General features: G+C 43.7%; 20 protein-coding genes, 2 rRNA genes, 3 pseudogenes and 1 riboswitch. Of the genes and pseudogenes, 11 read left to right on the top strand and 14 right to left on the bottom strand.

The window, feature by feature from the left end; all coding sequences use genetic code 11:
- Positions 1 to 74: 74 nt before the first annotated feature.
- Positions 75 to 2,964 (bottom strand): 23S ribosomal RNA (locus J4N40_RS00880).
- 279 nt (positions 2,965 to 3,243) lie between these two features.
- Positions 3,244 to 4,796, bottom strand: a 16S ribosomal RNA gene (locus tag J4N40_RS00875).
- Together the 16S and 23S rRNA genes form the textbook arrangement of a ribosomal RNA operon.
- Before the next feature lie 552 nt (positions 4,797 to 5,348).
- Here J4N40_RS00875 and J4N40_RS00870 point away from each other — a divergent pair.
- Positions 5,349 to 5,804, top strand: a complete 456-nt coding sequence (locus J4N40_RS00870; RefSeq protein WP_017636066.1) for an RNA-binding protein — start codon at positions 5,349 to 5,351, stop codon at positions 5,802 to 5,804.
- On the opposite strand, the gene murI is transcribed toward J4N40_RS00870, so the two are convergent.
- Genes murI through btuB form a run of 3 tightly spaced genes read right to left on the bottom strand, consistent with a single transcriptional unit; the run spans position 5,767 to position 9,189 of the window.
- On the bottom strand, positions 5,767 to 6,570 hold the full coding sequence (gene murI / locus J4N40_RS00865; protein WP_115386358.1) for a glutamate racemase: 804 nt from the start codon (positions 6,568 to 6,570) through the stop codon (positions 5,767 to 5,769). The genes J4N40_RS00870 and murI overlap by 38 nt on opposite strands.
- Before the next feature lie 31 nt (positions 6,571 to 6,601).
- Positions 6,602 to 7,294, bottom strand: a complete 693-nt coding sequence (locus J4N40_RS00860) for a Dph6-related ATP pyrophosphatase (RefSeq protein ID WP_005378675.1) — start codon at positions 7,292 to 7,294, stop codon at positions 6,602 to 6,604.
- Positions 7,295 to 7,353: 59 nt separating this feature from the next.
- Positions 7,354 to 9,189: a TonB-dependent vitamin B12 receptor gene (gene btuB, locus J4N40_RS00855; protein ID WP_054579652.1), complete on the bottom strand. Its 1,836-nt coding sequence runs from the start codon at positions 9,187 to 9,189 to the stop codon at positions 7,354 to 7,356.
- Positions 9,190 to 9,245: 56 nt separating this feature from the next.
- A riboswitch (cobalamin riboswitch) is annotated at positions 9,246 to 9,443 on the bottom strand.
- A gap of 186 nt (positions 9,444 to 9,629) precedes the next feature.
- Between btuB and trmA the strand changes: the two genes are divergently transcribed.
- Positions 9,630 to 10,739, top strand: a complete 1,110-nt coding sequence (gene trmA / locus J4N40_RS00850) for a tRNA (uridine(54)-C5)-methyltransferase TrmA (RefSeq protein WP_064376997.1) — start codon at positions 9,630 to 9,632, stop codon at positions 10,737 to 10,739.
- Positions 10,740 to 10,930: 191 nt separating this feature from the next.
- On the opposite strand, the gene J4N40_RS00845 is transcribed toward trmA, so the two are convergent.
- The 3 genes from J4N40_RS00845 to J4N40_RS00835 all read right to left on the bottom strand — a co-directional run bounded on the left by J4N40_RS00845 (position 10,931) and on the right by J4N40_RS00835 (position 13,618).
- A complete protein-coding gene (locus tag J4N40_RS00845; RefSeq protein ID WP_025593654.1) occupies positions 10,931 to 12,154 on the bottom strand; it encodes a RelA/SpoT domain-containing protein in 1,224 nt (407 codons plus the stop codon).
- Positions 12,151 to 12,618, bottom strand: coding sequence for a Panacea domain-containing protein (locus J4N40_RS00840; RefSeq protein WP_005378671.1), 468 nt, complete (start codon positions 12,616 to 12,618; stop codon positions 12,151 to 12,153). Before J4N40_RS00840 ends, J4N40_RS00845 begins: the two co-directional genes overlap by 4 nt.
- 328 nt (positions 12,619 to 12,946) lie before the next feature.
- On the bottom strand, positions 12,947 to 13,618 hold the full coding sequence (locus J4N40_RS00835; protein WP_025593651.1) for a hypothetical protein: 672 nt from the start codon (positions 13,616 to 13,618) through the stop codon (positions 12,947 to 12,949).
- Positions 13,619 to 13,762: 144 nt separating this feature from the next.
- On the opposite strand from J4N40_RS00835, the gene J4N40_RS00830 reads away from it, so the two are divergent.
- A complete protein-coding gene (locus J4N40_RS00830) occupies positions 13,763 to 14,779 on the top strand; it encodes a hypothetical protein (RefSeq protein ID WP_229644735.1) in 1,017 nt (338 codons plus the stop codon).
- A 182-nt stretch (positions 14,780 to 14,961) separates the two neighbouring features.
- Entirely contained in the window at positions 14,962 to 15,606 is a 645-nt protein-coding gene (locus tag J4N40_RS00825) for an inovirus Gp2 family protein (protein WP_025593649.1), read from the top strand.
- A 39-nt stretch (positions 15,607 to 15,645) separates the two neighbouring features.
- Here J4N40_RS00825 and J4N40_RS00820 read toward each other — a convergent pair whose 3' ends face one another.
- The gene (locus tag J4N40_RS00820; RefSeq protein WP_025593648.1) at positions 15,646 to 16,092 is read right to left on the bottom strand and encodes a hypothetical protein; all 447 of its coding nucleotides are present in this window, start codon (positions 16,090 to 16,092) and stop codon (positions 15,646 to 15,648) included.
- Between the two features lie 109 nt (positions 16,093 to 16,201).
- On the bottom strand, positions 16,202 to 17,191 hold the full coding sequence (locus tag J4N40_RS00815; protein WP_025593646.1) for a GTPase family protein: 990 nt from the start codon (positions 17,189 to 17,191) through the stop codon (positions 16,202 to 16,204).
- Between the two features lie 77 nt (positions 17,192 to 17,268).
- Here J4N40_RS00815 and J4N40_RS00810 point away from each other — a divergent pair, with 77 nt between their 5' ends.
- On the top strand, positions 17,269 to 17,478 hold the full coding sequence (locus J4N40_RS00810) for a helix-turn-helix transcriptional regulator (RefSeq protein WP_025593645.1): 210 nt from the start codon (positions 17,269 to 17,271) through the stop codon (positions 17,476 to 17,478).
- Positions 17,479 to 17,536: 58 nt separating this feature from the next.
- Here the strand turns inward: J4N40_RS00810 and J4N40_RS00805 are convergent, their stop codons facing one another.
- The 3 genes and pseudogenes from J4N40_RS00805 to radC all read right to left on the bottom strand — a co-directional run bounded on the left by J4N40_RS00805 (position 17,537) and on the right by radC (position 18,919).
- Positions 17,537 to 17,968, bottom strand: coding sequence for a DUF2787 domain-containing protein (locus J4N40_RS00805; RefSeq protein ID WP_140279178.1), 432 nt, complete (start codon positions 17,966 to 17,968; stop codon positions 17,537 to 17,539).
- Positions 17,969 to 18,006: 38 nt separating this feature from the next.
- Positions 18,007 to 18,455: pseudogene (locus J4N40_RS00800) on the bottom strand (DUF2787 family protein).
- On the bottom strand, positions 18,452 to 18,919 hold the full coding sequence (gene radC / locus J4N40_RS00795; protein ID WP_025593642.1) for a RadC family protein: 468 nt from the start codon (positions 18,917 to 18,919) through the stop codon (positions 18,452 to 18,454). The pseudogene J4N40_RS00800 and the gene radC overlap by 4 nt, the downstream one beginning before the upstream one ends.
- A gap of 343 nt (positions 18,920 to 19,262) precedes the next feature.
- Between radC and J4N40_RS00790 the strand changes: the two genes are divergently transcribed.
- The 4 genes from J4N40_RS00790 to J4N40_RS00775 all read left to right on the top strand — a co-directional run bounded on the left by J4N40_RS00790 (position 19,263) and on the right by J4N40_RS00775 (position 23,882).
- Positions 19,263 to 20,645, top strand: a complete 1,383-nt coding sequence (locus tag J4N40_RS00790; protein WP_025593641.1) for a COG3014 family protein — start codon at positions 19,263 to 19,265, stop codon at positions 20,643 to 20,645.
- Between the two features lie 8 nt (positions 20,646 to 20,653).
- Positions 20,654 to 21,256, top strand: a complete 603-nt coding sequence (gene lpoB, locus J4N40_RS00785; protein WP_005393740.1) for a penicillin-binding protein activator LpoB — start codon at positions 20,654 to 20,656, stop codon at positions 21,254 to 21,256.
- A gap of 66 nt (positions 21,257 to 21,322) precedes the next feature.
- A complete protein-coding gene (locus J4N40_RS00780; RefSeq protein WP_140279177.1) occupies positions 21,323 to 22,750 on the top strand; it encodes a DUF6844 domain-containing protein in 1,428 nt (475 codons plus the stop codon).
- Position 22,751: 1 nt separating this feature from the next.
- Entirely contained in the window at positions 22,752 to 23,882 is a 1,131-nt protein-coding gene (locus tag J4N40_RS00775) for a hypothetical protein (protein ID WP_140279176.1), read from the top strand.
- Positions 23,883 to 23,989: 107 nt separating this feature from the next.
- Here J4N40_RS00775 and J4N40_RS00770 read toward each other — a convergent pair.
- A pseudogene (locus tag J4N40_RS00770) lies at positions 23,990 to 24,400 on the bottom strand (type I restriction enzyme endonuclease domain-containing protein); the annotation flags it as partial.
- Between J4N40_RS00770 and J4N40_RS00765 the strand changes: the two are divergent.
- Positions 24,366 to 24,713: pseudogene (locus J4N40_RS00765) on the top strand (hypothetical protein); the annotation flags it as partial. The pseudogenes J4N40_RS00770 and J4N40_RS00765 sit on opposite strands and share 35 nt — an antisense overlap.
- 63 nt (positions 24,714 to 24,776) lie before the next feature.
- Positions 24,777 to 25,565 (top strand): hypothetical protein, encoded by a 789-nt coding sequence (locus J4N40_RS00760; protein ID WP_025593094.1) that lies wholly within the window; start codon positions 24,777 to 24,779, stop codon positions 25,563 to 25,565.
- Positions 25,566 to 25,631: the final 66 nt, after the last annotated feature.

Below are 25,631 nucleotides of genomic sequence, written 5' to 3'. Positions count from 1 at the left end.
AGCTGTTTTTTAATTCTCGTTCTTACACATTCAACGTTCTTTCATTGAGTCCATCAAAACCCCTTGGGTGTTGTATGGTTAAGCCTCACGGGCAATTAGTACAGGTTAGCTCAACGCCTCACAACGCTTACACACCCTGCCTATCAACGTCGTAGTCTACGACAACCCTTTAGGATACTTAAAGTATCAGGGAGAACTCATCTCAAGGCTCGCTTCCCGCTTAGATGCTTTCAGCGGTTATCGATCCCGAACTTAGCTACCGGGCAATGCGTCTGGCGACACAACCCGAACACCAGAGGTTCGTCCACTCCGGTCCTCTCGTACTAGGAGCAGCCCCTTTCAATTCTCCAACGCCCACGGCAGATAGGGACCGAACTGTCTCACGACGTTCTAAACCCAGCTCGCGTACCACTTTAAATGGCGAACAGCCATACCCTTGGGACCGACTTCAGCCCCAGGATGTGATGAGCCGACATCGAGGTGCCAAACACCGCCGTCGATATGAACTCTTGGGCGGTATCAGCCTGTTATCCCCGGAGTACCTTTTATCCGTTGAGCGATGGCCCTTCCATTCAGAACCACCGGATCACTATGACCTGCTTTCGCACCTGCTCGAATTGTCATTCTCGCAGTCAAGCGGGCTTATGCCATTGCACTAACCTCACGATGTCCAACCGTGATTAGCCCACCTTCGTGCTCCTCCGTTACGCTTTGGGAGGAGACCGCCCCAGTCAAACTACCCACCAGGCACTGTCCGCAACCCCGATAAGGGGTCGACGTTAGAACATCAACACTACAAGGGTGGTATTTCAAGGACGGCTCCACGCAATCTAGCGACTGCGCTTCAAAGCCTCCCACCTATCCTACACATGTAGGGTCAATGTTCAGTGCCAAGCTGTAGTAAAGGTTCACGGGGTCTTTCCGTCTAGCCGCGGGTACACTGCATCTTCACAGCGATTTCAATTTCACTGAGTCTCGGGTGGAGACAGCGTGGCCATCATTACGCCATTCGTGCAGGTCGGAACTTACCCGACAAGGAATTTCGCTACCTTAGGACCGTTATAGTTACGGCCGCCGTTTACCGGGGCTTCGATCAAGAGCTTCGACCGAAGTCTAACCCCATCAATTAACCTTCCGGCACCGGGCAGGCGTCACACCGTATACGTCATCTTGCGATTTTGCACAGTGCTGTGTTTTTAATAAACAGTTGCAGCCACCTGGTATCTGCGACTCTCAATAGCTCCATCCGCGAGGGACTTCACCGTCGAGAGCGTACCTTCTCCCGAAGTTACGGTACCATTTTGCCTAGTTCCTTCACCCGAGTTCTCTCAAGCGCCTTGGTATTCTCTACCCGACCACCTGTGTCGGTTTGGGGTACGATTCCTTACAATCTGAAGCTTAGAGGCTTTTCCTGGAAGCATGGCATCAATGACTTCACATCCGTAGATGCTCGACGTCGTGTCTCAGCCTTAAAGAGAGCCGGATTTACCTAACTCTCAAGCCTACGCACTTGAACCTGGACAACCGTCGCCAGGCCCACCTAGCCTTCTCCGTCCCCCCATCGCAATTGTAAGAAGTACGGGAATATTAACCCGTTTCCCATCGACTACGCCTTTCGGCCTCGCCTTAGGGGTCGACTTACCCTGCCCCGATTAACGTTGGACAGGAACCCTTGGTCTTCCGGCGAGGAGGTTTTTCACCCCCTTTATCGTTACTCATGTCAGCATTCGCACTTCTGATACGTCCAGCATGCGTTACCACACACCTTCAACCGCTTACAGAACGCTCCCCTACCCAATATACAAAAGTATATTGCCGCAGCTTCGGTTTACTACTTAGCCCCGTTACATCTTCCGCGCAGGCCGACTCGACCAGTGAGCTATTACGCTTTCTTTAAATGATGGCTGCTTCTAAGCCAACATCCTGGCTGTCTGAGCCTTCCCACATCGTTTCCCACTTAGTAGTAATTTGGGACCTTAGCTGGCGGTCTGGGTTGTTTCCCTCTCCACGACGGACGTTAGCACCCGCCGTGTGTCTCCCGGATAGTACTTACTGGTATTCGGAGTTTGCAAAGGGTTGGTAAGTCGGGATGACCCCCTAGCCTTAACAGTGCTCTACCCCCAGTAGTATTCGTCCGAGGCGCTACCTAAATAGCTTTCGGGGAGAACCAGCTATCTCCAGGTTTGATTGGCCTTTCACCCCTAGCCACAAGTCATCCGCTAATTTTTCAACATTAGTCGGTTCGGTCCTCCAGTTGATGTTACTCAACCTTCAACCTGCCCATGGCTAGATCACCTGGTTTCGGGTCTATATCCAGAGACTGAACGCCCAGTTAAGACTCGGTTTCCCTACGGCTCCCCTAGATGGTTAACCTTGCCACTGAATATAAGTCGCTGACCCATTATACAAAAGGTACGCAGTCACAGGACAAGCCTGCTCCTACTGCTTGTACGTACACGGTTTCAGGTTCTATTTCACTCCCCTCACAGGGGTTCTTTTCGCCTTTCCCTCACGGTACTGGTTCACTATCGGTCAGTCAGTAGTATTTAGCCTTGGAGGATGGTCCCCCCATATTCAGACAGGATATCACGTGTCCCGCCCTACTCGATTTCACTGAACACACGTCGTCAACTACGGGACTATCACCCTGTATCGTCAGCCTTTCCAGGCTGTTCGTCTAACGCGTGTAAAGCTTAAGGGCTAGTCCAATTTCGCTCGCCGCTACTTTCGGAATCTCGGTTGATTTCTTTTCCTCGGGGTACTTAGATGTTTCAGTTCCCCCGGTTCGCCCTGTTGAGCTATGTATTCACTCAACAGTAATACCTTATGGTATTGGGTTTCCCCATTCGGAAATCCCAGACTCAAATGGTTTTTACTACCTAATCTGGGCTTATCGCAAGTTAATACGTCCTTCATCGCCTCTGACTGCCAAGGCATCCACCGTGTACGCTTAGTCACTTAACCATACAACCCGAAGGAGTTTCGAGTTGATAATCAAATCACCAAAGTTGTCTCTCATTATTTGAATGAGCGAGAGACATTTCGATTTTGCCGGACTCAAATTCCAAGAACACTTGAATGTGTTATTAGTTGTATTCATAAATGAATACTTTGAGAACTTTACAAACAACAATAAATTGTTGTTTTGTCAGCTTTCCAAATTGTTAAAGAGCTATGTTAGCTACAAGCTTTCGCTTGTGAACTATCAATCTGTGTGGACACTCATCGTGAATAATCATCGTATAAGGAGGTGATCCAGCGCCAGGTTCCCCTAGCGCTACCTTGTTACGACTTCACCCCAGTCATGAACCACAAAGTGGTAAGCGTCCCCCCGAAGGTTAAACTACCTACTTCTTTTGCAGCCCACTCCCATGGTGTGACGGGCGGTGTGTACAAGGCCCGGGAACGTATTCACCGTGGCATTCTGATCCACGATTACTAGCGATTCCGACTTCATGGAGTCGAGTTGCAGACTCCAATCCGGACTACGACGCACTTTTTGGGATTCGCTCACTTTCGCAAGTTGGCCGCCCTCTGTATGCGCCATTGTAGCACGTGTGTAGCCCTACTCGTAAGGGCCATGATGACTTGACGTCGTCCCCACCTTCCTCCGGTTTATCACCGGCAGTCTCCCTGGAGTTCCCGACATTACTCGCTGGCAAACAAGGATAAGGGTTGCGCTCGTTGCGGGACTTAACCCAACATTTCACAACACGAGCTGACGACAGCCATGCAGCACCTGTCTCAGAGTTCCCGAAGGCACCAATCCATCTCTGGAAAGTTCTCTGGATGTCAAGAGTAGGTAAGGTTCTTCGCGTTGCATCGAATTAAACCACATGCTCCACCGCTTGTGCGGGCCCCCGTCAATTCATTTGAGTTTTAATCTTGCGACCGTACTCCCCAGGCGGTCTACTTAACGCGTTAGCTCCGAAAGCCACGGCTCAAGGCCACAACCTCCAAGTAGACATCGTTTACGGCGTGGACTACCAGGGTATCTAATCCTGTTTGCTCCCCACGCTTTCGCATCTGAGTGTCAGTATCTGTCCAGGGGGCCGCCTTCGCCACCGGTATTCCTTCAGATCTCTACGCATTTCACCGCTACACCTGAAATTCTACCCCCCTCTACAGTACTCTAGTCTGCCAGTTTCAAATGCTATTCCGAGGTTGAGCCCCGGGCTTTCACATCTGACTTAACAAACCACCTGCATGCGCTTTACGCCCAGTAATTCCGATTAACGCTCGCACCCTCCGTATTACCGCGGCTGCTGGCACGGAGTTAGCCGGTGCTTCTTCTGTCGCTAACGTCAAATAATGCAGCTATTAACTACGCTACCTTCCTCACGACTGAAAGTGCTTTACAACCCGAAGGCCTTCTTCACACACGCGGCATGGCTGCATCAGGCTTGCGCCCATTGTGCAATATTCCCCACTGCTGCCTCCCGTAGGAGTCTGGACCGTGTCTCAGTTCCAGTGTGGCTGATCATCCTCTCAGACCAGCTAGGGATCGTCGCCTTGGTGAGCCCTTACCTCACCAACTAGCTAATCCCACCTAGGCATATCCTGACGCGAGAGGCCCGAAGGTCCCCCTCTTTGGCCCGTAGGCATCATGCGGTATTAGCCATCGTTTCCAATGGTTATCCCCCACATCAGGGCAATTTCCTAGGCATTACTCACCCGTCCGCCGCTCGACGCCGTTACCGTTCCCCGAAGGTTCAGATAACTCGTTTCCGCTCGACTTGCATGTGTTAGGCCTGCCGCCAGCGTTCAATCTGAGCCATGATCAAACTCTTCAATTTAAGATTTTGTTCGGCTCAATGAATACTGAACATTACATAAGTAATGTTTGAATTGACTGTGCTGAATCTTTCGATTCAATGGTCACTTCGTATCATTGAAACCTAAATTGTTTCCGAAGAAACTATTTGGATTATCATCAACGAGTGCCCACACAGATTGATAGGTTCTTATTTTTAAAGAGCTTTTCTAACATTTTCAGCAGCTTAGTTGCTCGTCGTTAGGGGTGCGTATCTTACTTCACACCGTGAGAGAGTCAAGCATTTTTTCAAATTCTTTTTTCTCTCTTCCCGACTCGCTGTGTGACTTTCGTCTCACTCCGTGTCGGTGGATGCGCAGTATAGGGAGTTGAGAAATTAGTACAAGTGTTTTTTGCAAATAAAAAACCAACCGGTCACAAATTAGCCAAAAGTGCGATATTTGCATATTTCTTCGTCACATTTGAGACATATCACAGCAATTGGTTGGAAAAACACCAACCATATACGTAAGATTCATGTGTCTATTCTGTTAATGGGCAATCGATCTCTTTATCACTATGTGTAGTAATTAAAATGACGTCTAAAAAAAATCTGATTTTATGTGTTGGGCTGGCCATCGTTGGGGGAATCATCTTCTCTCAATTCATCATCCCACCAGCCTTGAGCTTCCTCATTGGTGTTATCGCTACTGCTTTTCTTTTTTCATTTTCTAGCAAAACACCTGTTCTTCAATCTTCGGACCCTGATCCTTCAACTAAAACGCTGTATGTCGGCAACCTTCCTTATAAGGCCAATGAGAGTCATGTTCGCGATTTGTTTGCTGAATATGGACAGGTCTACGCGGTACGCTTAATGAAAGATAAGCGTACTGGAAAAAGAAGAGGGTTTGGTTTTGTAGTGATGGCTGCGGCAGATGCCAAGCCAGCTATCGCTAAACTTAATGAAAAGGAATATATGGAGAGAACGCTAAAAGTGAGAATTGCGAACGATCCTAAACATCCGGATGGTGGTAAACCTGAACAGGATTAAAACCTAGCTTCTTTAAACAAATGTTCAGTGCATCTTCCTGCCAAGGAGTTGCACTGGCATAAATCGACTTACTTCCCTCTTCTGTATCCTCAATTTCATCACTTAATAGCAATGCTTTTACTCGACGTGCAATCGCTGCGCCTGAATCAATTAAAGTAACGTCCCCACCCAAAGCTTGATGAATCTCCTCTTTGATTAAAGGGAAGTGAGTACAACCGAGCACCGCAACATCGACTTTATCGCGAAGGGGAAGCAGGATATTTGTCAGTTCGTCGAGAGAAACGCTGTTGCCTCGCAACTTCTCTTCGGCCATATCTACCAAGCGAGTTGATCCCACCAGCTCAACTGGTTTGCCTTGCGCAAAGTCCCGTATTAACTCGTGAGTATATTGGCGTGTTACTGTCGCCGGAGTGGCGATCAGCCCTACCCCTTTTGATGCTAAAAGCGATGCGGGTTTAATCGCAGGGACAACACCAACAACGGGAATCGATAAATTTTCGCGTAAGGAAGGAAGCACTATGGTGCTCGCCGTGTTGCAAGCAATGACGACAATGTCGACTTGGTGTTCTTCGACTAATGAAGAGACCAGTTGGTTAACTCGTGGAATGAGTACAGCCTGATCGAGTTCACCATAAGGGTAAGCCTGATTATCGAATAAGTATAAGTAGTCTAGCTGGGGCAATAGGCGATGTATCTCTTGGAATACAGAAAGGCCACCAACACCGGAGTCAAAAACTAGGACTTTTTTCTTACTTGCTACTCGCACGAGCCTTACCTAAAGAACAGAAACGTTGCGATCATACTGCGTAGATTTGTTTTGGCAATGCTTTAGCATGGTATCTTTGATGGCTGAATCTATCTCCAGATTCTACATCTCGCTTCGTCAACTCGATATGCCCTTGAAAAGACGGCGAAGACGTGACCAATGTGTGAAATTCACCATTTTCCCCACAGGGATCAATTTGACTTGGTAATGACTCTATTAGGGCTTTGTCATACCAGCGACCACACCATTCTGGAGGGAGAACTCTTCCGTCGATGGTGATTAACATAGTTTGAATACCACGCTCTATGATTTCCATCGCTAGTTTTTCGCTGCTCTCCCCTAATAGAGGAAAGACGCATTCCCAGCCAACAGGTTCAATATAGCTGCGTCGGTAATCGGCAATGCCATTACAAAACATATCACCAAATGCGACAGCTTCTATGTTCAGACCACTACTTTGTAATGCATTAACGATGGTCGATTGATAAATGTCGTTACTTGGAAAGATTTCAGGTAGCTCGATAGTAATGAGCGGAAGCGCAAGTAAGTCTGCTTGCATTTGTACGACTTCAAGCGGAGTTGCTTGGAAAGGGACTTCTTTCCCTACGTAAGTCGTGTACAAACCGACAACTTGATAATTTGGATTCTCGTTAAGGCGCTCAAGCGTTAATGTCGAATCTTTACCACTGGACCAGCTGATCACAACTCGCTTGGGTTTCTTCATTCGATTTTCCACCACAAAATATTAAAAACCGCCCGAAGGCGGTTTGTGCTCATTCACGATTAGAATTCGTAGCCAACGTTGAGATAGTACGCTCGCTCTGCAGCAGGGTAACCTTTTGCCATCTCATACTCTTCATCAAGTAGATTATCGATACGAGCACTAATAGAGGTCGACTCATTCGGATAGTAAGTCACTGCCGTATCAACCAACGAGTAAGAAGAAAGCGTAATATCTTGTGAAGGCCAAGTGCTGTAATCCACATCTGGACGCTTACCGACGTACTGATAGCTAACCGACCAATCCACTTTATCGAAGCTCACTAAAGCATTCCACTTATACATTTCTTTAGCGCGACGCTGCAACTGATGCCCTTTATCGTCTTCAGCATCTTTGTAATCTGCACTCAACTGGTGCTGCACAATCCCTGTATCAAACTCAGCAACAAGCTCCACACCTTGGATATGTGTTTCACCATCGACATTCAAATATTTGTATGTGGTTTGATGGTAATCGATAAGATTCGTGATTTTATAGTCATAACCCGTTACGGACCAAAAAACGCCTTGGACATCACCGCTGAATGCTAGCTCCCAAGCATCTGACTCTTCCGGCTTAAGATCTTTCTCACCGTATGTTGGGTCATACTGTTGATATAGGTTTGGAGCCTTAAACGCAGTACCAAAAGAAGCTTTAACCCCAAACTCTGGCACAAACTGGTAACCAGCCGCTAAGCTGTAAGTGAACTCACTACCGTATTCTTCGTTATCATCAAGGCGAGCACTGCCCTCAAGCATTGCTTTATCAATACTGGTGGTTGCCATACCAAACAGAGCGCCATTGGTACGATCAAACGTTTTATTCGCACTCTTGTCTTTATAAGACTCATTACGCCAGTCAATACCACCAGCAAACGTCGTATTGTTGTTTAGCAAGTAACTGTTGGTCCACTGGACATTTTGCTGCTCAAGTTCATCTTCAGTACCTGAGTGTTTGCCTTTTGCTTGCTCATAGTTCCAAGACTTCTGTTTCTGTGCTGTTACTTGTAGTTCTGACATCACATTATCAGACTGATACTTACCGCCCAGAGTGACAGAAAGATCGTCTTTTTCTGCTTCGTAGTAACCGCGACTGCCGTAGCTGCTGTCATATTGATAAACATTTTCGTAAGCACGCAGGTTACCAAATGCAGACCACTGGTCATTGAAGTTATGCACGTAACCTAGCAGACCATTCTTTGTATCAAAGCCATGGCGATCACCGTCATTAACTCCCGGTACAGGACGAACGTTATAACCATCATCACTTTCACTACCAAGCGCGATATTTAGCTGGCCGCTCTCTGTGACTTTAATACCAGATGCCACACTCAATTCCTGGTAATCTAAGCTGCCTAAACCCGCACTTAACTTCGTTCCTTCTTCGTCAGCACGCGCAATGGTGATGATATTGATCACGCCACCAATCGCTTCTGAGCCGTAAAGTGACGCACGCGCACCACGCACGTACTCAATACGTTGAACGTAAGTAAGTGGGATTTGGTTAAAGTCCACAGCGCCCTTCGCTGCTCGTGCAAAACGCACGCCATCAACCAGTACTAAAACTTGGTCGGAACTGGTTCCACGAACAAATAAAGACGCTAGCTGACCACGACCACCATTTTGTGAAACTTGAATCCCGGTAAGGCGACGCAATACATCTGGTAGGGTTTTCGCTTGAATGCGATCGATGTCTTGTCGAGTAACTACTTCGACATCTGCCAACGTACGGCTTTCGGCTTGCTCAAAACGGTTTGCCGTAACAACGATGGTTTCGTCAGTGGAGGTTTCTTGGGCCTGTAGATAAGAGACAGGTGAAAGCAGCGATGCCAAAGTGATCGCCAGTGCGGATTTTCTCATTGTATTGTCCTAAATCGCGTAATTCCTTCCGAGCCCTGTCATCATGACAGTCCAGTGCTGTGGCTCAGTTGTTGGCAGGTATTCGGACTCAAGAGCACGGGTGTACCGCCTACTTGCTCGACTTCCCACATAAACTAATGCAGTGTCTGATGAGCGTTCGTTCTCTTTTACCGCTGCGCGTCAGTTCTGGATTCACACCAGATTCCCATTTCAGCCATCTAGATTGCTAGATAGCACCAACTTGAGGCAAATATTATTCAGCTATTGATTATTTGTCCAGCCCATATTGCCCTTAGAAGTTGTAACGTTTTGATTGATTTTGCTTTCTACTCTGCCTGTACGCACTATCTTTAAATCAATTCCAGTACAAAACTGGACATCCTATTGAGATTGAATAAAATCTGCGCTCTTAAATTGAATGCACCATAAAAGGTAAGATCATGGCTACTCTTGATGTAAACCCACAACGCTACCAAGAACAACTGGCTGAAAAAGTCGAACGTCTCACGGATATGTTCGCGCCATACAACATGCCAGAACTGGAAGTGTTTGAATCACCAGAGCAGCACTACCGCATGCGTGCTGAGTTCCGTGTTTGGCATGAAGGCGAAGATCTTTACTACATCATGTTCAACCAAGAAACTCGTGAGAAGTACCGTGTTGACCAATTCCCTGCAGCAAGCCGTCTGATCAACGACCTGATGCCGCTATTGGTTGAAGCGATGAAAGACAACGACTCACTACGTCGTAAACTGTTCCAAGTGGATTTCCTATCGACGCTAAGTGGTGAGATTCTGGTCTCACTCCTTTACCATCGCCAACTTGATGAAGAGTGGATTGAAAACGCGAAAGCCCTTAAACAGCGTTTAAATGATGAAGGCTTTAACCTAAACATCATTGGTCGCGCTCGTAAGATGAAGATTGTCCTAGACCGAGACTACGTTATCGAGAAGCTCGATGTAAATGGTCAAAGCTACATCTACCAACAAGTAGAGAACAGCTTCACTCAGCCGAACGGCAAAGTCGCAGAGAAGATGCTGGAATGGGCGGTCGACTGTACCCAAGAAAGCACTGGCGACCTACTAGAGCTTTACTGTGGTAACGGTAACTTCTCGCTGGCGTTGGCACAGAATTTCGACCGCGTACTGGCAACTGAGCTAGCGAAGCCATCTGTGGTATCTGCACAGTACAACATCGCCGCCAATAAGATTGATAACGTACAAATCTTACGTCTATCGGCAGAGGAATTTACTCAAGCGATCGAAGGTAAGCGTGAATTCCGTCGTCTACAAGATGCAGGTGTGGATCTGAAGAGCTACAACTGCAACACGATTTTTGTCGATCCACCACGTGCTGGGATGGATGTCGATACTTGTAAAATGGTGCAAGGTTACGAGCGCATCATGTACATCTCTTGTAACCCTGAGACTCTAAAAGAGAACTTGGACATTCTATGCGAAACACACAACGTGACGCGTTTTGCTCTGTTTGACCAATTCCCTTATACCCACCATATGGAGTCTGGAGTGCTTCTAGAGCGCATAAAATAAGGACATGAACGGCTTTTATCTTTAGCAAAAAACACCCTGGGTACGGCTTGGGGTACGGGGACAATAAAGTCTAACCCTCAAGCCATCACAGGAAGCCATATTTTACACATACCAAATTCGATGACAGATTGGGCACGTTTTAACAAGCAGGATTAGATACAAGGGTCAATAACAACAAGAAAGGTTTGTATTTAACTTTCACCAGACAGCATTGTGTCTTCAAGCAGAGTGATGAATGAGGCACAATCGCCTAGATAGTTAGGGTAGGCTTCCGAAAGTTGGCCCATATTTTTTGTGGATATGAGAAGGGTATTGAGTCTCGAGGTTGCTCGTGAGTAGCTACGAGTGACTTTCTCAGCTGCGTTATAAACTGAAATTGCTTGGCTGTAATTTTCAAACTCTTCACTAAAGATCAATTCTCGTGAAGTTTCGTTAATAACTAGCAATACGTGCTCAATGGAACTATCACAGTAAGAATTAACCTTTTCAGATAAAATTTTAAAACTACTCAACCGATTTAGCGCATTGATTTCGCGGTCCAAGACGACCAAACGCTTTGAAAAATCGGCTTTATCGATATCACTTAACTCTATAGCCCCTTCAGCATCAGCAATGCATTGGCTCATTATCGAAAGCAATTCTTCCCACTGAACCTGTAAACTGCTCTTGCCTTCATTTGAACTGTGAGAGTGAGTCTTAATCTTGGTACCTTCTAGGATGTCGACAATTTCCACTGTAGTAGCCCAAAGATGTTGAAGTCGAGTACGTAGCTGAGCCTCAATGTTAAAACTTTTACCGCTAGCATGGTCATAGCGATAAATCACATGCAAGCTTCGGTAACCACAATCATTAGGTTTAGGACTAGTAATATAGTCATCAATATCTTTAATTCTAACTCGGCCTACCTTCTCAACTGTAAGTTGCAGTTGAGATTTCACCTTCTCCAATGAAATTAAATCCGGAAAAATCGCCCTGCAGCCGCCAATATCATTCATATTGGTTACACAAGTAGCATTTGCCGTTTCACCATCAAGAGATTTACGCTGCAACTTATCTACGATTGTTTCTAAGCGCTTTAACCGTGTAACTGGTTTAACATCTATACCCAGCTCACGGCAACAGCGACCAACAAGATATGCGATAGTGTTTAATGGCTTTTCGTGTGCGGCTCGAAACTGTTGGATTGTAGCAGTAGCTGACTTGAGGTCGCCCTCTCTCTTGCGAAGCCGTCTTCCAGCTTTCTTTACTCCATTATTTGAGTACGAGAAGTCTTCAGCAGCACTTTCATTTACCGTTCTTTCTATAAAATCTTGAAAGTCCAGTTCGTAGTCGTCTTGGAAGGTTTTTGAAGCTTGTTCAGCTGTGGGAGTGTCGTCAATGTAAAAACTGACGACACTATTTTCTTTGTTACTCACAGGCTAGCTGTTCGTCCGGATTGTTTGATTTGAGTGTAATGGGCTTGAATCAAATGGTCCGGAATCACTTTTTGGTGTGTGCCATCCCATACCTGATGCCATGGACTTCCTTCGCGGTGAGTTAAATCTACAAGTTGAGGCCCCGTCAAATGGCCCAGCTTAGAGACTACATCTTTAACAATAGACTCACTTTCTTGGTCTAGTGCTACATCACATTGTTCAGTGATCACACTACTACCGTAAGATTTAAAGCGAAAGTAAACAGATGGCACCACTGGACCAAACTTCCAAGCAAATACATCATCTACGACGAGAGGACGCTGGAAGTGTGCCAATGATAAACCATGACAAACATAGGTAAGTTTTTGTAGCTGCAAATTGGAGAAGCATTTACCTTGCTCTTTCGCATGCTTGAGCAAGCTCCATGCAACGTCTACAGCACTGTATGTGTGATATGCTTTCATTTTTTATTCCAATTTCGTCCAAATAGTTTACATAATCCGGTTGATATAACGCAAAAAGTGTAAACCATCGCTGTATTTAAAGACAGTGATTTTATTAACTGTTAGATGCTAGTTCGCAAAAATAAGCAACATGTTCATGTGGATAGTCAGCGCTGACAGCGCGTTATATGCTCACATGCAGTAAGCAGACAATTTCCTTACATTAAGCACACCAAGTGTGTATTTTCACCCAAGCTGATCACTCAATAACCCGATCTCCTTCATGTTAATACTCACACCAAGCGCCTAGCCACCAGCTCTACTAGTGGTATTTATAGTGTAAAGATGCTTAGTCTTGGTCACTGTCCTTTGGCTGCATGTGAATAATTGAACGACCTTTTCTTTCTAGAGTCAGTTGTAACGGTTCATCTGCATGATGGTTAGTAGAAACATTGTCGCTTTCAGAGGCCTTGTGAAGGTTCTCTTTTTTAAGAGTCGCAATTTTTGACTCCAACTCTAAAATTTTTTTTCGAGCAGAGCCTAACTCCTTTTCTAACGTGGTATTGGCTGTAGCTTCTAGTGATAGAATTCTATCAGTTTCTTGTAACTTTCGAACTTCGAGCATTGATGTTAATGAACCATTTACAAGCTCTTCAAGAACCTTCTGCTGAGTCTGTCCCCTCTTTGTGGCTAAAGCTTGAAGATTTTGACCAAATTCTATCGTGAGTTCAAAATTATACTGTTTTTTCCCCTTCCGCTTTTGCTTTTCTCTTCTCGACCTTTTCCCCCAAGCTCCATGCATAAGTAACCAGATCTCTCTACCATCAGCTGAATTTTTACAATCTATAAAAAAATTTTGAAGTCGTTTTTTAGGTGATGCTGATAACTGAAATAACCCAAAGTAATGCTTTTCGACAATTGGATTAGTTTTGGCTTTTGCTAGATACGTATTTAACCATTTCACATGAGATTCATTGTTGAAACTAAAACCTTCTAATGGACGTATTTTTTTCTCACTCATATCACTCTAGCTTCCAGCGTTTTTAATATAGTTGGCATCCTTCACACTATAACTATGTCTTTGGACGTAGTCCAAGGACATAGAAAGAAAAACCAAGTAATATACATACCAAAACGCCCTATAAATAAATATAAATGTGATTTTATGATTGTAAACTGGACTTTCCAAGAGAATGACAAACTAAACGCTGAAGCTAGAATGCTACTGCTGCTTATGTATTTGGATGCCGAATCAGACAATTTTTACAGAAAACCTGTTCTATATATGGCCCGAAAATACCAAGCCTCAGAACGCCTTATAAGGCGCTGTCTACGCTTATTGATAGAGGCAAAAGTTATTCTCTTGATACCTGAGAAAGAAGTACCTAGAAAACGAGGAAGACCAGTCACACGCTATCAACTTACAGGCATTGATTTTGATGAGTTGAGTAGTCAGTTTGAACAACGCCCCATCTATATGAGGAGGTGGATGAATCATCTTTGGTATAGTAATCAGCATGCTAAAGAGTTGACGCTGTCAAATCGCTTAATGCTTACCCATCTTTTAAGTGAGGCTACGGAATCTGGGATTGTTGATAGTATAAGCCTTAGAGATTTATGCAGATTTATGGGATGCACTGAACGTAAAGCTCAAGCAATGCTCAGCAAGCTTAGAAGACTTGGTTATATCAGGGGATATATCAAAGGTCTCAGCCACTCTGTTCTAAAGAAAAGAAAGTCAATAATTTTTCTGAACTTATCCATGTACGATCAAAAAAGCTACTACAGCTTTATCGCCCATTTAAAATCGTCTGGTGCGCTGAATCCCGTTTACAACCTCACAATACCTTTATTATTTCAAAAAGTTGCTGACGTAAAATGCAATAAAGAGTTTGCAGAACACATAGATTACTTTATTGAAAGTGAAATCATTAAGTTCATCAATGTCGAAGGAAAGGTTTGTACAGACATTGAGTGGTATGAGCGTGTTATACGTGAACATTTTGCCTGGTCAACACTTAAGCTTGAGAAAGAGAAAGTCAATAAGTTAATCGAATTTCTTGCTTATCGTGCATTGGACCTAGCACGTACAATCAAAGCCCTTGATGTTGTTGATGGAAAGCAATTTGCGATTGGTATCAATGAGAAAAATCAGAGACTCCTTCTCAAACGGGGGGCCTAACTTTTTATCAGAGTAACTTTTGCAAGTTTTGAAGCTACAGGACGCCTTGTCGAGCAAAGATGCGTGGCTGGAGGAAGGGAGTGAAAAACTGTCGGTAATAATAGTATTTATATGAACCTTATCTAATTAATTACAACAACCTATCTACCTATTGAGAACACTAACCAATAGGAATGATAGAAATGAATAACATCAACAATGCATGTAAGTTACACATCAACGGTATGCCATTGAGTTTCAATACCAACAAAGGGGCCCTTGAACCAAAGTACTTACGAAAAATCAAGAAGACTTTCGATTATGCGTTAAGCCAATACCCTCGAACACGGCTAATGCGATTTGATTTACATTACCCGGATGGTTATCCGGTTAACGGGGTAACTGGCAAACAGATTACTAAGTTCCAAGAGTCCTTCAAAGCTATCATGTGTGCTTATCTAAAACGTAAGAAGCACAACCGCCACTCTCAACCTCGATTTATCTGGTGTAGAGAGATAGTCACTTCAGTGTATCCTCACTATCACGTAGCCATATTGCTCAATGGTGATGTTTTTCAAGGAATAGGGCCTTATGATGATCTTACGGGTGAATACGTTTCAGGGATGGTTGCTAAGGCTTGGGCAAGTGCAATCGGTATTACGGTCGGGCAAGCAAGTAGTGCGATTTTTTTCCCTAATAACGGTACTTATGAAATTAATAAGCGACTAGATACGGAGACTTTTTACAACCAATACAATCAGGCTTTTTACCGTGTCAGCTATTTAGCAAAACTTGAAAGTAAGCCTTTTGGGGATAAAGGAAAAAACTTCCACAGCAGTTGTAAGTGAGAAGACAAAAAAGAAAGGCCCTTGTGGCCTTTCAGTTGTTTAATCCGCATTAAAGCGGTAACTCCCTTCACTAGAGTGAATGTCAATTTGTAGGACTCTACAGGGCATTGTAGTGACATAACCAGTAGACTCTCCGTACTTCAAATCCACTTCGGAATAAGGAAGCCATTTCACACCACTAGACTTGTTGTTACTGGAGGGCTTTTTGTAATCAGGGTTGCTCATGTTTTTGAGTAACTCTTCAGATTGACTGTACTTATTCTTGTTGACGGTAATCTTTGGTGTTTCTGGTCTAGCGACTTCACAGTTACCTCGGTTAACTTCGATCCTGAAGACAGTCGAGTAGTCAAAGAGGGACGTTACATATATTTTCGTCTTTGGTCCCCATCGGGTGTTGATGTCTTTGTATTCGACTTTGTAGCCCTCAGCAGACGCAGTAAAGGTCATGAGCAGTGTTAGTGCTGCGGTAATTACAATAGGTTTCATGAGAGATATCCTTTATATATTATTCAATGAGTTGATATTAAAAGGTGGTTGCGACAACTTATGTCGAAGAGAGATTGGCTTTGAGAGATGTAACCGTAGCGGCGCTTATCTACCAGCCAAAGAGATAGCGTAAACCGCCTAAGCATGCCCCTAGCGCACCGCCTATAATTTTGCCTAGGTGCTTGCCCGTAGTGCCAAACACACTTCCTATTTCTTCGCCGTATTGCGCACCTTCAGTCGTAGTGTCGAAGATTGCCTCCCACAAACTAAGACTGGTTTTTTTGTTGTAATCACTGGCATCGTTGTCTTTCCAATTCTCATGTCGAGGGGAAAGCGTGCGATTCGCCAGTAAGAGCCGTTTATTTTTTGGTAAACGTTCAACAATCAAATACAGCAACTTGGAAAGGTTATAGGGCCGTTGCTTGGCCAATCCATCACAGTGCCCCGCAACGTAGTAGACGGGCTTTAGATAAACCCCTGTTGCACGCAATACGCGTCGATGAACCGAGCGCACCATGGTTTCAAGATAAGCTTTTGATGCGGGTGTCGGTGTATTGCTTTCGTAGTCCCAGGCTTGATTTCCTTTTAACGCATTATCGGCTTGATTAATGGCGATGATTAAACGGTGCTGTGCGTCTTCGCCTAATACCGGAATAAGCACATCGCTAATCAAGGTGATAGGTGTACCTAAATCGCGTGAGCTACCATCAAGAATCACAAGTACCAAGTCAATCACGAAACGGTTCTGCTCATCTCTCGCTCTCAGCGTATTTTTCAATAAGCGGGCATGGCGCTTATCTTCTTCGATACCATCCCCCAGACCAGGACTATCCCAAAGAATAAGATTGTTCAGACGATATTGCGTAACACCCTGAGTGTGCGGCTCACAACTGATTCCCACCTCTGCAACACTCATGTCAAAGAGTGCGTTAATCGTTGAGCTTTTTCCTGCTCCGGTGGCTCCTGTAATGAGAATGTTGAGCTCGGTGGCTCTCATTTGTTTGAGGTTATCGAGTAACTTGGTGCGAGTACGTTCATTGAGGGATGCCTGGCGTATCTCGCTTTCAAGCGTAGTGAAAAGATCGTGCTGTTCGGACATAGGCGCTCCTTAGTTAGCGTCCGGAAAAATTACAACTAGCTACCTCCTTATGACGAACAAATCATGAGGACAGAAAAATGAGACTAATTCGACTAAAAGAAGTGCTGGATAATACAGGTTTGAGCCGTGCGTACATGTACAAGCTCATGGCTGAGGGTAAGTTCCCTAAATCGGTATCACTGGGCTTTCGCAGCGTGGCTTGGGTAGAAAGCGAAGTCCAAGACTGGATATTAGAAAGAGTGACAGAGCGAGATGAACAGTTGGGATTACCACAATCAGAAGTTTGATTGATTCTTTGGTGGAGATATAAAGCAGCAGGTTAAAGCTTAGCTAGATTGATAAAAGTTAATGAGAAATCTGAATGTCGTCGTAACACTCCCATTCGACGTACTGAAGAAAGTTTTGCTCCCACATTTGATACAGCTCATCGATACCTGGAGAGCGAATGCTTTGCCATCCAGTGGCGACGGTAAAAGCGACTTGATTGCCAAAATCAAAATCAATGCATCGCTCTAGCTCCGGATAATAGTTCCCCATATACGCAAAATCGGTAATGTAGAGAATATCAACCGTTTTACCATTCACAATGTTGAGGCCAATCTCAACCGGATGATATCCCCCCTCTTCCGCGCTATAGCTTTTGTCTCGAAAATGGATAGAGAGGGCATGGCTGGTGGACTGTGTTGATTTCATCGAGGCATGACAATGTTGGTTTAATAACGTCAAAAGCTTATTAGAAACAGCAAGAGCTGACGGCGTAAAATGCAGTATAGACATGGTTAGATCTCCTAAAAGTGACCGAGGTTAAAATGTGATCATGAATGGTGTTCATCGAAGGTTTGAATCATCGATAACTGAATGTCATCAAAGAGAGACTGAGTAAGGTGTCGAGAGAGCGCGTTCAGCCAAGTATCTAACAGCGCTTTCACTTGCGGGTCTGCAAGACTTGCAGCACCGCTATCTGGTTGATAACACCAAAGATTGAAGAGATGAAAGTAGAGTTCAGGCTCCATCTCACTCGGTTTATTTTCCGAATAAGAAAACTCGCTAAGCAAACAACCTGCCAATCTTCACTGACCGATGTACGACGAAATTGAATTTCAATGGGATGAAGCCCCTGCCCTGTCTGGTAATAGCGTCTTTGTCGACAGTTCAGGACCATACGTTGAGCTTGTGGAGGAATCGAATAACGTTGGATTACCAAAAGCAATGCTCGATGAAAGCTATCCTGCAATTCCAGTTCACCCGATGTTTTCTGGATCATAGTAGCCCCCTCTCTGCAAAAGAGATGGCACTATCGCCAACCACGATATGATCAAGAACTCGAATGTCCACCAGCGCTAAAGCCTCTTTGAGCCTTTGCGTAATTTGTTTATCGGCTTGGGAAGGTGTGGCATCACCAGAAGGGTGATTGTGAGCAAATATGAGTGCGGCGGCATTGACTTTTAAAGCCGCTTTGAGGACTTCTCTGGGATAGACACTTGCCGAATCTATTGTGCCAAAGAAGAGCTTTTCAAAAGCAATAAGACGATGCTGATTATCTAGAAACATCACCGCAAACACCTCTCTTTCATGGTGTTTTAATTTGCAAGATAAATAGGTTTTTGTTGCTTCGGGATTGCAATACTGATCGCCTCGGAGAGCCCGTGTAGCAAGGATTTCAGCAGCCGCGTCGAGCACCTTATTTGCTGTGACAGGACCATCAAAATAGTAGTTGTTTTCGTGCATAAAAAGCTCCTAAAAATGAAACCGTTGGGATATACACGAAGATAATATCTATCTGAAATTCCTTTCATTACTACTACACATAATGAAATGGTCCAATTGAGATAAGAAGAGCTTCCCTACTGATAACAATAGATATTCGCTTACGTTTAGTAGATACACTCAACTTTCAAAGACAAGAGACGCATGTGAGCCTAATGACATAAATCAAATAAATAGCATTCAATAATCGGATAATACTAAAAGTGTTAATTAACCACACATTAAGAGCTTGATTGCAGTGCTATTTGTGAGTATAAGGTGATTCTAGTTCAAAAATTCAATCATTTAGATAACAATAAAGTCAATGAATATAAAACTAATTAGCAGTGCGATCAGTATGGTTATGTTGTCAGGCTGTACAAGTATGATGCAGAGAAACGACTTCGATAGCTTCAATTCAAAGCTTGATTCTGGTGACTTTTCGGGAGCATCTCAAGTAGCCTTAGAACATGCTGGCTACGATAACGATTCAGGTGAAACAAGCGACCTACTATGGACATTGCAAGCTGGTGCAAGCTTGAACTATGCAGGTGAATACGAATTATCCACCAAGCTGCTTGATGAAACAGAAATAATGATGAAAGAAGAAGATACGGAAAGTACTGCTTCTGAGGGAGTTGAGCTTATTGGTTCAATGGTTGGAAATGACGCCATGTTGGCTTACGAACAAGCGCATTACGACGGCATCATGACAAATACCATTAAAGCATGGAATTTTATATCACTTCATGACTATCAAAATGCTCGCGTTGAACTAAATAGAGCAGAAGAGCGACAGCGTAGAGCAGCTCAACATTTTGCAGATATCATTAAGGAGCGAAGCGAAGAACTGGAGTCTGAAGCTGGTGAGTCAAGCGCTTTGGTAAAGCAGACCATAGAATCGGATTTGACACAAAATACACTAAAAAAAGCAGGTATTGAGCAAGGCCAATGGAAACCTTATGAAGGCTACGTAAACCCTTTTACTACATACTCTTACGGTCTTCATTTACTCATCACAGGTAAATCTAAGTCAGACTTTGAAAAAGCTGCTAACTCTTTCAAGCGTGTACACTCTCTTACTGGTTCACCTGCTGCCAAAGCGGACTATCAATTGGCACGTAGTATGGTTAAAAATCCAAGCCAATCTAGGCTAAAAGATCAAGTTTGGGTGATTTTTGAAAATGGCAAATCGCCAGTGAAAGAAGAGCGTCGAATTGATCTGCCAATTTTCTTACTGTCTAACAATGTATCTTATGCTGGTATCGCAATTCCTACCTTGAAAAAACGCGGTACAACATTTGACAGCATTACAATTAATGGTTCAAAGACCAGCACTATTGCAGATATGGATAAGATAATTAGTGCCGAATTCGATCAGGAGTTTCCATATATTTTAGCTCGTGAAATCACCCGAGTAACATTAAAAACCATCGCTCAAAAACAAGTTAAAGATGAAAACGCTTTACTTGGTGATGCATTAGCCATTTTACAAATGGTGACTACTGGTGCTGATATTCGAACTTTCTCAGCCCTACCGAGTGAATATCAAGCAACTCGAATCAAAGCCAAACACAATACAGTTGAAATAAAGGCAGGATCTTTCACTATTCCAGTTGAGCTTAGCACAGAATCTAACAAACACATCATCTACGTGAAAGCGGTCTCTCCATTAATAGAACCATCCGTAAAAGTCGTAAATATTTAAGGATAAACATGAAAAAATTGACAATTGCAGCTGTTGTAGCTGCGATGAGCTTGGTTGGTTGTAAAACAACCACATCTTATATTGATGCTGCTGATACAACGACAAATGTGGTAGCAGCCCTCTCTTACGCTGATTTCTCGAAAGCAGCAAATGAAATGGCTGATGACATTATTTCTAATAAATTGATGACTCACCCTCAAGCAGATGTTGGTGGTCGATACATTATTTATGTAAGTGGCATTGAGAATGACACTATGCAGCGCTTAGACACTGATCAGCTAACCAAATCTTTAAGAGTAAAGTTACTTCAATCAGGAAAATTCTTAGTAACAACTGCATTCGGTGAGGACGATGCCACAAAAAAAATGCGTGATTTAAAAAATTCCAAAATGGTCAAACAGGCAAGTGTCAAAGGAGATAACCAAGTACTAGCCCCAGACTTTAGCCTATCAGGCAAAATCCTTCAGCGAGACTCAACTCTAGATAACGGAGATACACGAATTGAGTACTATTTCCAAATGTCACTAACCAATATAGAAAATGGTTTAGCGTATTGGGAAGGAGAGCGAGTAGTCGGCAAGGTAGCGGATGGCTCAAGTGTGAGCTGGTAGGTAGCGTCAAATGATGGGCAGTGAAAGCTGCCCATTACTTTTAGTTAGAGGGTTAGGTGATTAAAAATGAAATTAAACCAATTATTTACAGCAATGGTAATCGCTGGCTTGTCATTACCAACACATGCATCTCAAGAAGGTAATTTAGTAGATACAACAACGGTAGCAGAAATAACAGAAGAGGCTGCGGGCAAACAAACCGATAAAGATGTGGTCCAAGTTCAAAACGATGTTGATACCACTGATGCCATTGATGAAAAGCTTGATGCTTATGTGTCAAACGTAAAACGCACCTTATATAAACAGGGTAAGCAACATAGTGTATTTATTTATTCTGGTTCTGCTGAAATCATGGCAGATCGCAATGACCCTCGATGGGCAGAGTTTCGAGTAGCAGCATTAGATAAGGCCGTATTAGAGGCGCAAAAAGAATACTTACAAACACTAAATACCAGTGTCGAAAATAACATGCTTTACTCCATGACAAAAAATAGCGGCTTGCCGACCCCGACTGAAGAGGATTTTAAGAGTGACTCTCAGATGGCGAGCTTCTTAGATAAAGTGGTTGCGGTGCTAGAAGGTAAACTTGATGCAGAATTACAAGAAATGGGGATTGATCCAAAAGAGTTTGAAGCAGCCCCACCATCGATCAAGCGCGATCTATTTAAAGAGTCAGTGATCAAGCAGACTATAAGGTCTTCATACGGTGATTTGGCTGGAATGATGATTATCAAAACCTATGAAGAAATCAGAGATTCTGGTCAAGGGACAGTTGGGGTTGTTCTTGCTTTGTCTGCAAATAAACGAGATCAAGTTCGTGCAATGATCGATTCCGGCGGTCAAATTACACCACAGAAAGATAAAGCTAACCCTAAAATGACATCTATCTACGATATGTTCTATAACCAAAAAGACAGTCTATATCTGAAGGTAGGAACTCAAGTTAGCTATGACTCCGACGGCTATCCCATGTTGATTTCATACGGTCAAGCAGGCGTTACTTATACATCCTCACCAACGGAAAGAAAAATTGAACGTAAAGCAGCTAAGAGCTTTGCAACGAACAACGCTTGGGCGAGCTTGGCACAAACCTATAATCTGAATGGCGATTTCCAAGAGTCAACTTCAGAAGAAAACCGTGTCAGTAAAGCTGAGCAGTTCGATTTGATAACAGGTGCTGTTCGCAAAAAGTCCCCAGGCTTAACTAATGAATTAATCAAATCCGTTCAACAAAGTGCTTCAATGACATCAAGTGTACAAAATATGACTGGTGTAAGTACTGAGTTTGAATGGCGTCGTAAGCACCCTGTGATGGGGCATGAAATGGTGGGGACGGTACTCGTTTGGCATCCTAAGAAGATTGTGAGTGCAAAAAATATGGCAAGTGGAATGAGTGCTGAAAAGCTGGAGCAAGAAGCCCTGGGAGCAGAAACTCTCTCTGATAACATTAACTCGGCTGAATCGGAAGATATGTTTGATGTGGCGGATTTTTAACATGAATAAAAGGCTTATACTACTTTGCGCAGCAAGCTTATTCTCATGTTTATCTAGTGCTGCAAGTTATGAGAAAGTTATAACAAATGGGCAAGGAGAAACATTAGATCAGGCTATTGATGTCAGTTTAAGGCGTGCGGTAGAACAGGTCTCAGGTGTATCTATTGAAAGTGCCCGCACTTCACTCCTTACATCAATTAACGACGGAAAGACAAAACAGTTAAACGACTCTATGGCAGATGGCACTGCAACATACTCGCGAGGGAACGTTAAGTACAAAGTGCTACATGAAAAGTGTTCAAGTTATGGCTGTGAGGTAAAGTTAGAGGTTAAGGTTGAGGTTGACCCTAGAGAGAAAATAAAAGATCAAAATGCCAAAAGAAGAACAATCGCTATTGGTAGTTTTTCTGGCCCAAAAGGCACTATTATCGGCAAAAAAGTCGAAGAACTTTTGGTGCAAGACCGAAAGTTCAAAGTACTATATGACAAACTCGACCCAACGTTACAGTATTTTGTAACTGGTCAGGTTGTTACTGCTAACACTAACGAAAGTGTCGTCGATAACTCACGTACCGTAGAGCTCACAGGGGAAAGCATTAAAGATGTGAAAACCTACTATAGCTCTAAAGTTTTGGTAAAATTTCAAATTCTCGATGTTGTCAATAATCAAGTGAAATGGTCAGCAACTATTCCAACCACTTCAAGTAGAAACAATTTGAATCTTCTGGTTGATATTGCTTCGAAAAAAATATTTAACCAACTAAAAGATAACATTTATCCGTTAGTGGTTTTAGTTGGCGATAATGGCTCTTTAGTTTTGAACTCGGGCGGCAATACAGTTAAGCAAGGACAATACTTTGATGTCTTCAATTTGGGTGAAAAATTTATCGATCCTGTGACAAAAGAGAGTTTAGGCCACGATGAAATCAAAGTTGCGACCATTGAAGTGACCAAAGTATTGCCTAAGTTTGCCTATGCAAAAGTAGTAAAAGGAAATATTGCAGAAATCGAAAATCATAGTATTGCACGTAAGTCCGCTTATACGAAGTCAAAACGAAAGCATACAGAGCATGCGAAGCCAAAAGTCGTTAAGCCTAAAGAGGAAAAGAAAACTACAGGGATCATTCTCTAAATACAAACACACTTTAAATAATATTCAGCAGAAAGTGGGATGATAAGACAGGACCAATGTCAGCACTAATAGAAAGGCAAGGCTATCAGACCTTGCCTTTCATTTAATCATGCCGCATACCACCCGTCAGCCAGCACTTCAGCTTGATCCAGAACCAGCTTAATTGCCTCTTCTGCGGCATCAGGTGGATATTTCTAGCGACGCAATAAACGGCGTACAAGGTTGCGCATCCGAGCACGCACGCTTTCTCGTTTCTGCCAATATACAGTAGCCGATTTACGCAGTTGGTGCGTGAGTTCAATAGCGAGTTGGCGCAAGTTGTCATCGCCTAAGGTGCGCACAGATGCCTCGTTGGTGACCAATGCACGGTAAAACGCAATTTCATCAGTGGAAAGCCCCAGTTTTTCCATCATCTCAGCGTCAGCTTGCATCTCTTTCGCCCACTGTATCAGCTCTTCAATCACCTGCGCAGTTTCAATGTTGCGATTATGGTATTTCTGCAGAAGAGCCATCACTCTATTTTCTAGCTACCTGTTTGATATCAAAAGTGAAGAACATCATTTCTTCGATTCTAAGAACTTAATTCATCTTCTGGGTAACGGCCCTGAGCCAATCACAAAAGAGTGGTTTAAAGATGAATGCATCGAATGTTGGGAAGCGCTTTATGTAGATGGCCCACGTTATGCTTATACCGAGCTTGCCTACCCTGACGACAGTGGTGTCATTTTTGAAGAATACTTACCACTAGTCATGGTAAGTGAAGATGTATGGGATTCGCTTTATGAGCGCTATAAAAACAAACTGAAAGAACATGTAGAGTTCGCCCAATAACTCTTGTGTCTTACCTCTCATCAAACTACGAAAATAACCGTCAATAATAGGAACCAAGAGAAAATGACCGCGACAATTTCAGTCAGTAAAAGTGCGATATTTGAGCTAATCATGGCTGGTTTAGAGGCTTATGCGATAAAGCATGAGGGCAGAAAATCAGTCTCCATAGAGACAGCGGCCCACCTTTGGGGATATGCGAATAAAGCCCACCCATTTAAATGTACGATAAATCATGTTTCTGTTGAAACATCAGCTAAAAGAAAACGCTCTTCAGTTGAATGGAACCCACTCTCTCTTTCAATAAAAAAAGATATCGCTAAAGTGTTCGGCGAGGATTATCAATACATTGGAACGGCTCATTCTCATCCCTACTTACGCGAAGAGGTCATTGACGCAGCAACGATTAGAAGCAATAAACTGTACGAGCTATCTTCTTCGGATCACTGGTGTGAGCTTGCGCGTCCTGAACTACAGGTTGCAGGAAGATCATACAGTGTGGCAATAATATTAACGGTTCACTCTATGCTAAAAGCCAACAATCGAATGGATGGGATTTATGGTGAAGCACCGCTTATTGAATTTTCACTAGGAAATATCAAATGCTGGTTATATGGTCGAGTATTTGAGCACAAACTTAAGTCATCTTTAACTGACGAAGAACAACACAGCTTTGAGCGCTATCAACTGGATATTAACGATTTCTCAGACGATGAAACTCTCGCAGTACCTGTAGAAACCATCTTAGAAAGCGACATCACTCTTGATGTATTATGTGAAAGTTTTGGTCGGCTGAAATTTGAAGGGAATAACTCAACATATCACTCGGCTGACGATGCTGAGGGCAGATGGTAAAGAAACGAAGCAGAAGTCTCGTGAAATAACTACCTCTAGCCACCTATCAAAACTAATTCGCCCCGA

This window comes from Vibrio sp. SCSIO 43097, assembly GCF_023650755.1.
Taxonomy (GTDB): Bacteria; Pseudomonadota; Gammaproteobacteria; order Enterobacterales; family Vibrionaceae; genus Vibrio; species Vibrio alginolyticus.
This window is presented reverse-complemented; position numbering and strand designations above follow the sequence as displayed.

Bases quoted from the DNA above. Each gene is read 5' to 3' on its own strand.
- J4N40_RS00870 (WP_017636066.1), top strand. From the start codon at position 5,349: ATGACGTCTAAAAAAAATCTGATTTTATGTGTTGGGCTGGCCATCGTT.
- J4N40_RS00860 (WP_005378675.1), bottom strand. From the start codon at position 7,294: ATGAAGAAACCCAAGCGAGTTGTGATCAGCTGGTCCAGTGGTAAAGAT.
- J4N40_RS00835 (WP_025593651.1), bottom strand. From the start codon at position 13,618: ATGAGTGAGAAAAAAATACGTCCATTAGAAGGTTTTAGTTTCAACAAT.
- radC (WP_025593642.1), bottom strand. From the start codon at position 18,919: ATGCACGAAAACAACTACTATTTTGATGGTCCTGTCACAGCAAATAAG.
- trmA (WP_064376997.1), top strand. From the start codon at position 9,630: ATGGCTACTCTTGATGTAAACCCACAACGCTACCAAGAACAACTGGCT.
- J4N40_RS00780 (WP_140279177.1), top strand. From the start codon at position 21,323: ATGAAATTAAACCAATTATTTACAGCAATGGTAATCGCTGGCTTGTCA.
- J4N40_RS00825 (WP_025593649.1), top strand. From the start codon at position 14,962: ATGAATAACATCAACAATGCATGTAAGTTACACATCAACGGTATGCCA.
- J4N40_RS00815 (WP_025593646.1), bottom strand. From the start codon at position 17,191: ATGTCCGAACAGCACGATCTTTTCACTACGCTTGAAAGCGAGATACGC.
- J4N40_RS00775 (WP_140279176.1), top strand. From the start codon at position 22,752: ATGAATAAAAGGCTTATACTACTTTGCGCAGCAAGCTTATTCTCATGT.
- J4N40_RS00760 (WP_025593094.1), top strand. From the start codon at position 24,777: ATGACCGCGACAATTTCAGTCAGTAAAAGTGCGATATTTGAGCTAATC.
- J4N40_RS00790 (WP_025593641.1), top strand. From the start codon at position 19,263: ATGAATATAAAACTAATTAGCAGTGCGATCAGTATGGTTATGTTGTCA.
- J4N40_RS00810 (WP_025593645.1), top strand. From the start codon at position 17,269: ATGAGACTAATTCGACTAAAAGAAGTGCTGGATAATACAGGTTTGAGC.
- J4N40_RS00840 (WP_005378671.1), bottom strand. From the start codon at position 12,618: ATGAAAGCATATCACACATACAGTGCTGTAGACGTTGCATGGAGCTTG.
- J4N40_RS00820 (WP_025593648.1), bottom strand. From the start codon at position 16,092: ATGAAACCTATTGTAATTACCGCAGCACTAACACTGCTCATGACCTTT.
- J4N40_RS00805 (WP_140279178.1), bottom strand. From the start codon at position 17,968: ATGTCTATACTGCATTTTACGCCGTCAGCTCTTGCTGTTTCTAATAAG.
- lpoB (WP_005393740.1), top strand. From the start codon at position 20,654: ATGAAAAAATTGACAATTGCAGCTGTTGTAGCTGCGATGAGCTTGGTT.
- btuB (WP_054579652.1), bottom strand. From the start codon at position 9,189: ATGAGAAAATCCGCACTGGCGATCACTTTGGCATCGCTGCTTTCACCT.
- J4N40_RS00830 (WP_229644735.1), top strand. From the start codon at position 13,763: ATGATTGTAAACTGGACTTTCCAAGAGAATGACAAACTAAACGCTGAA.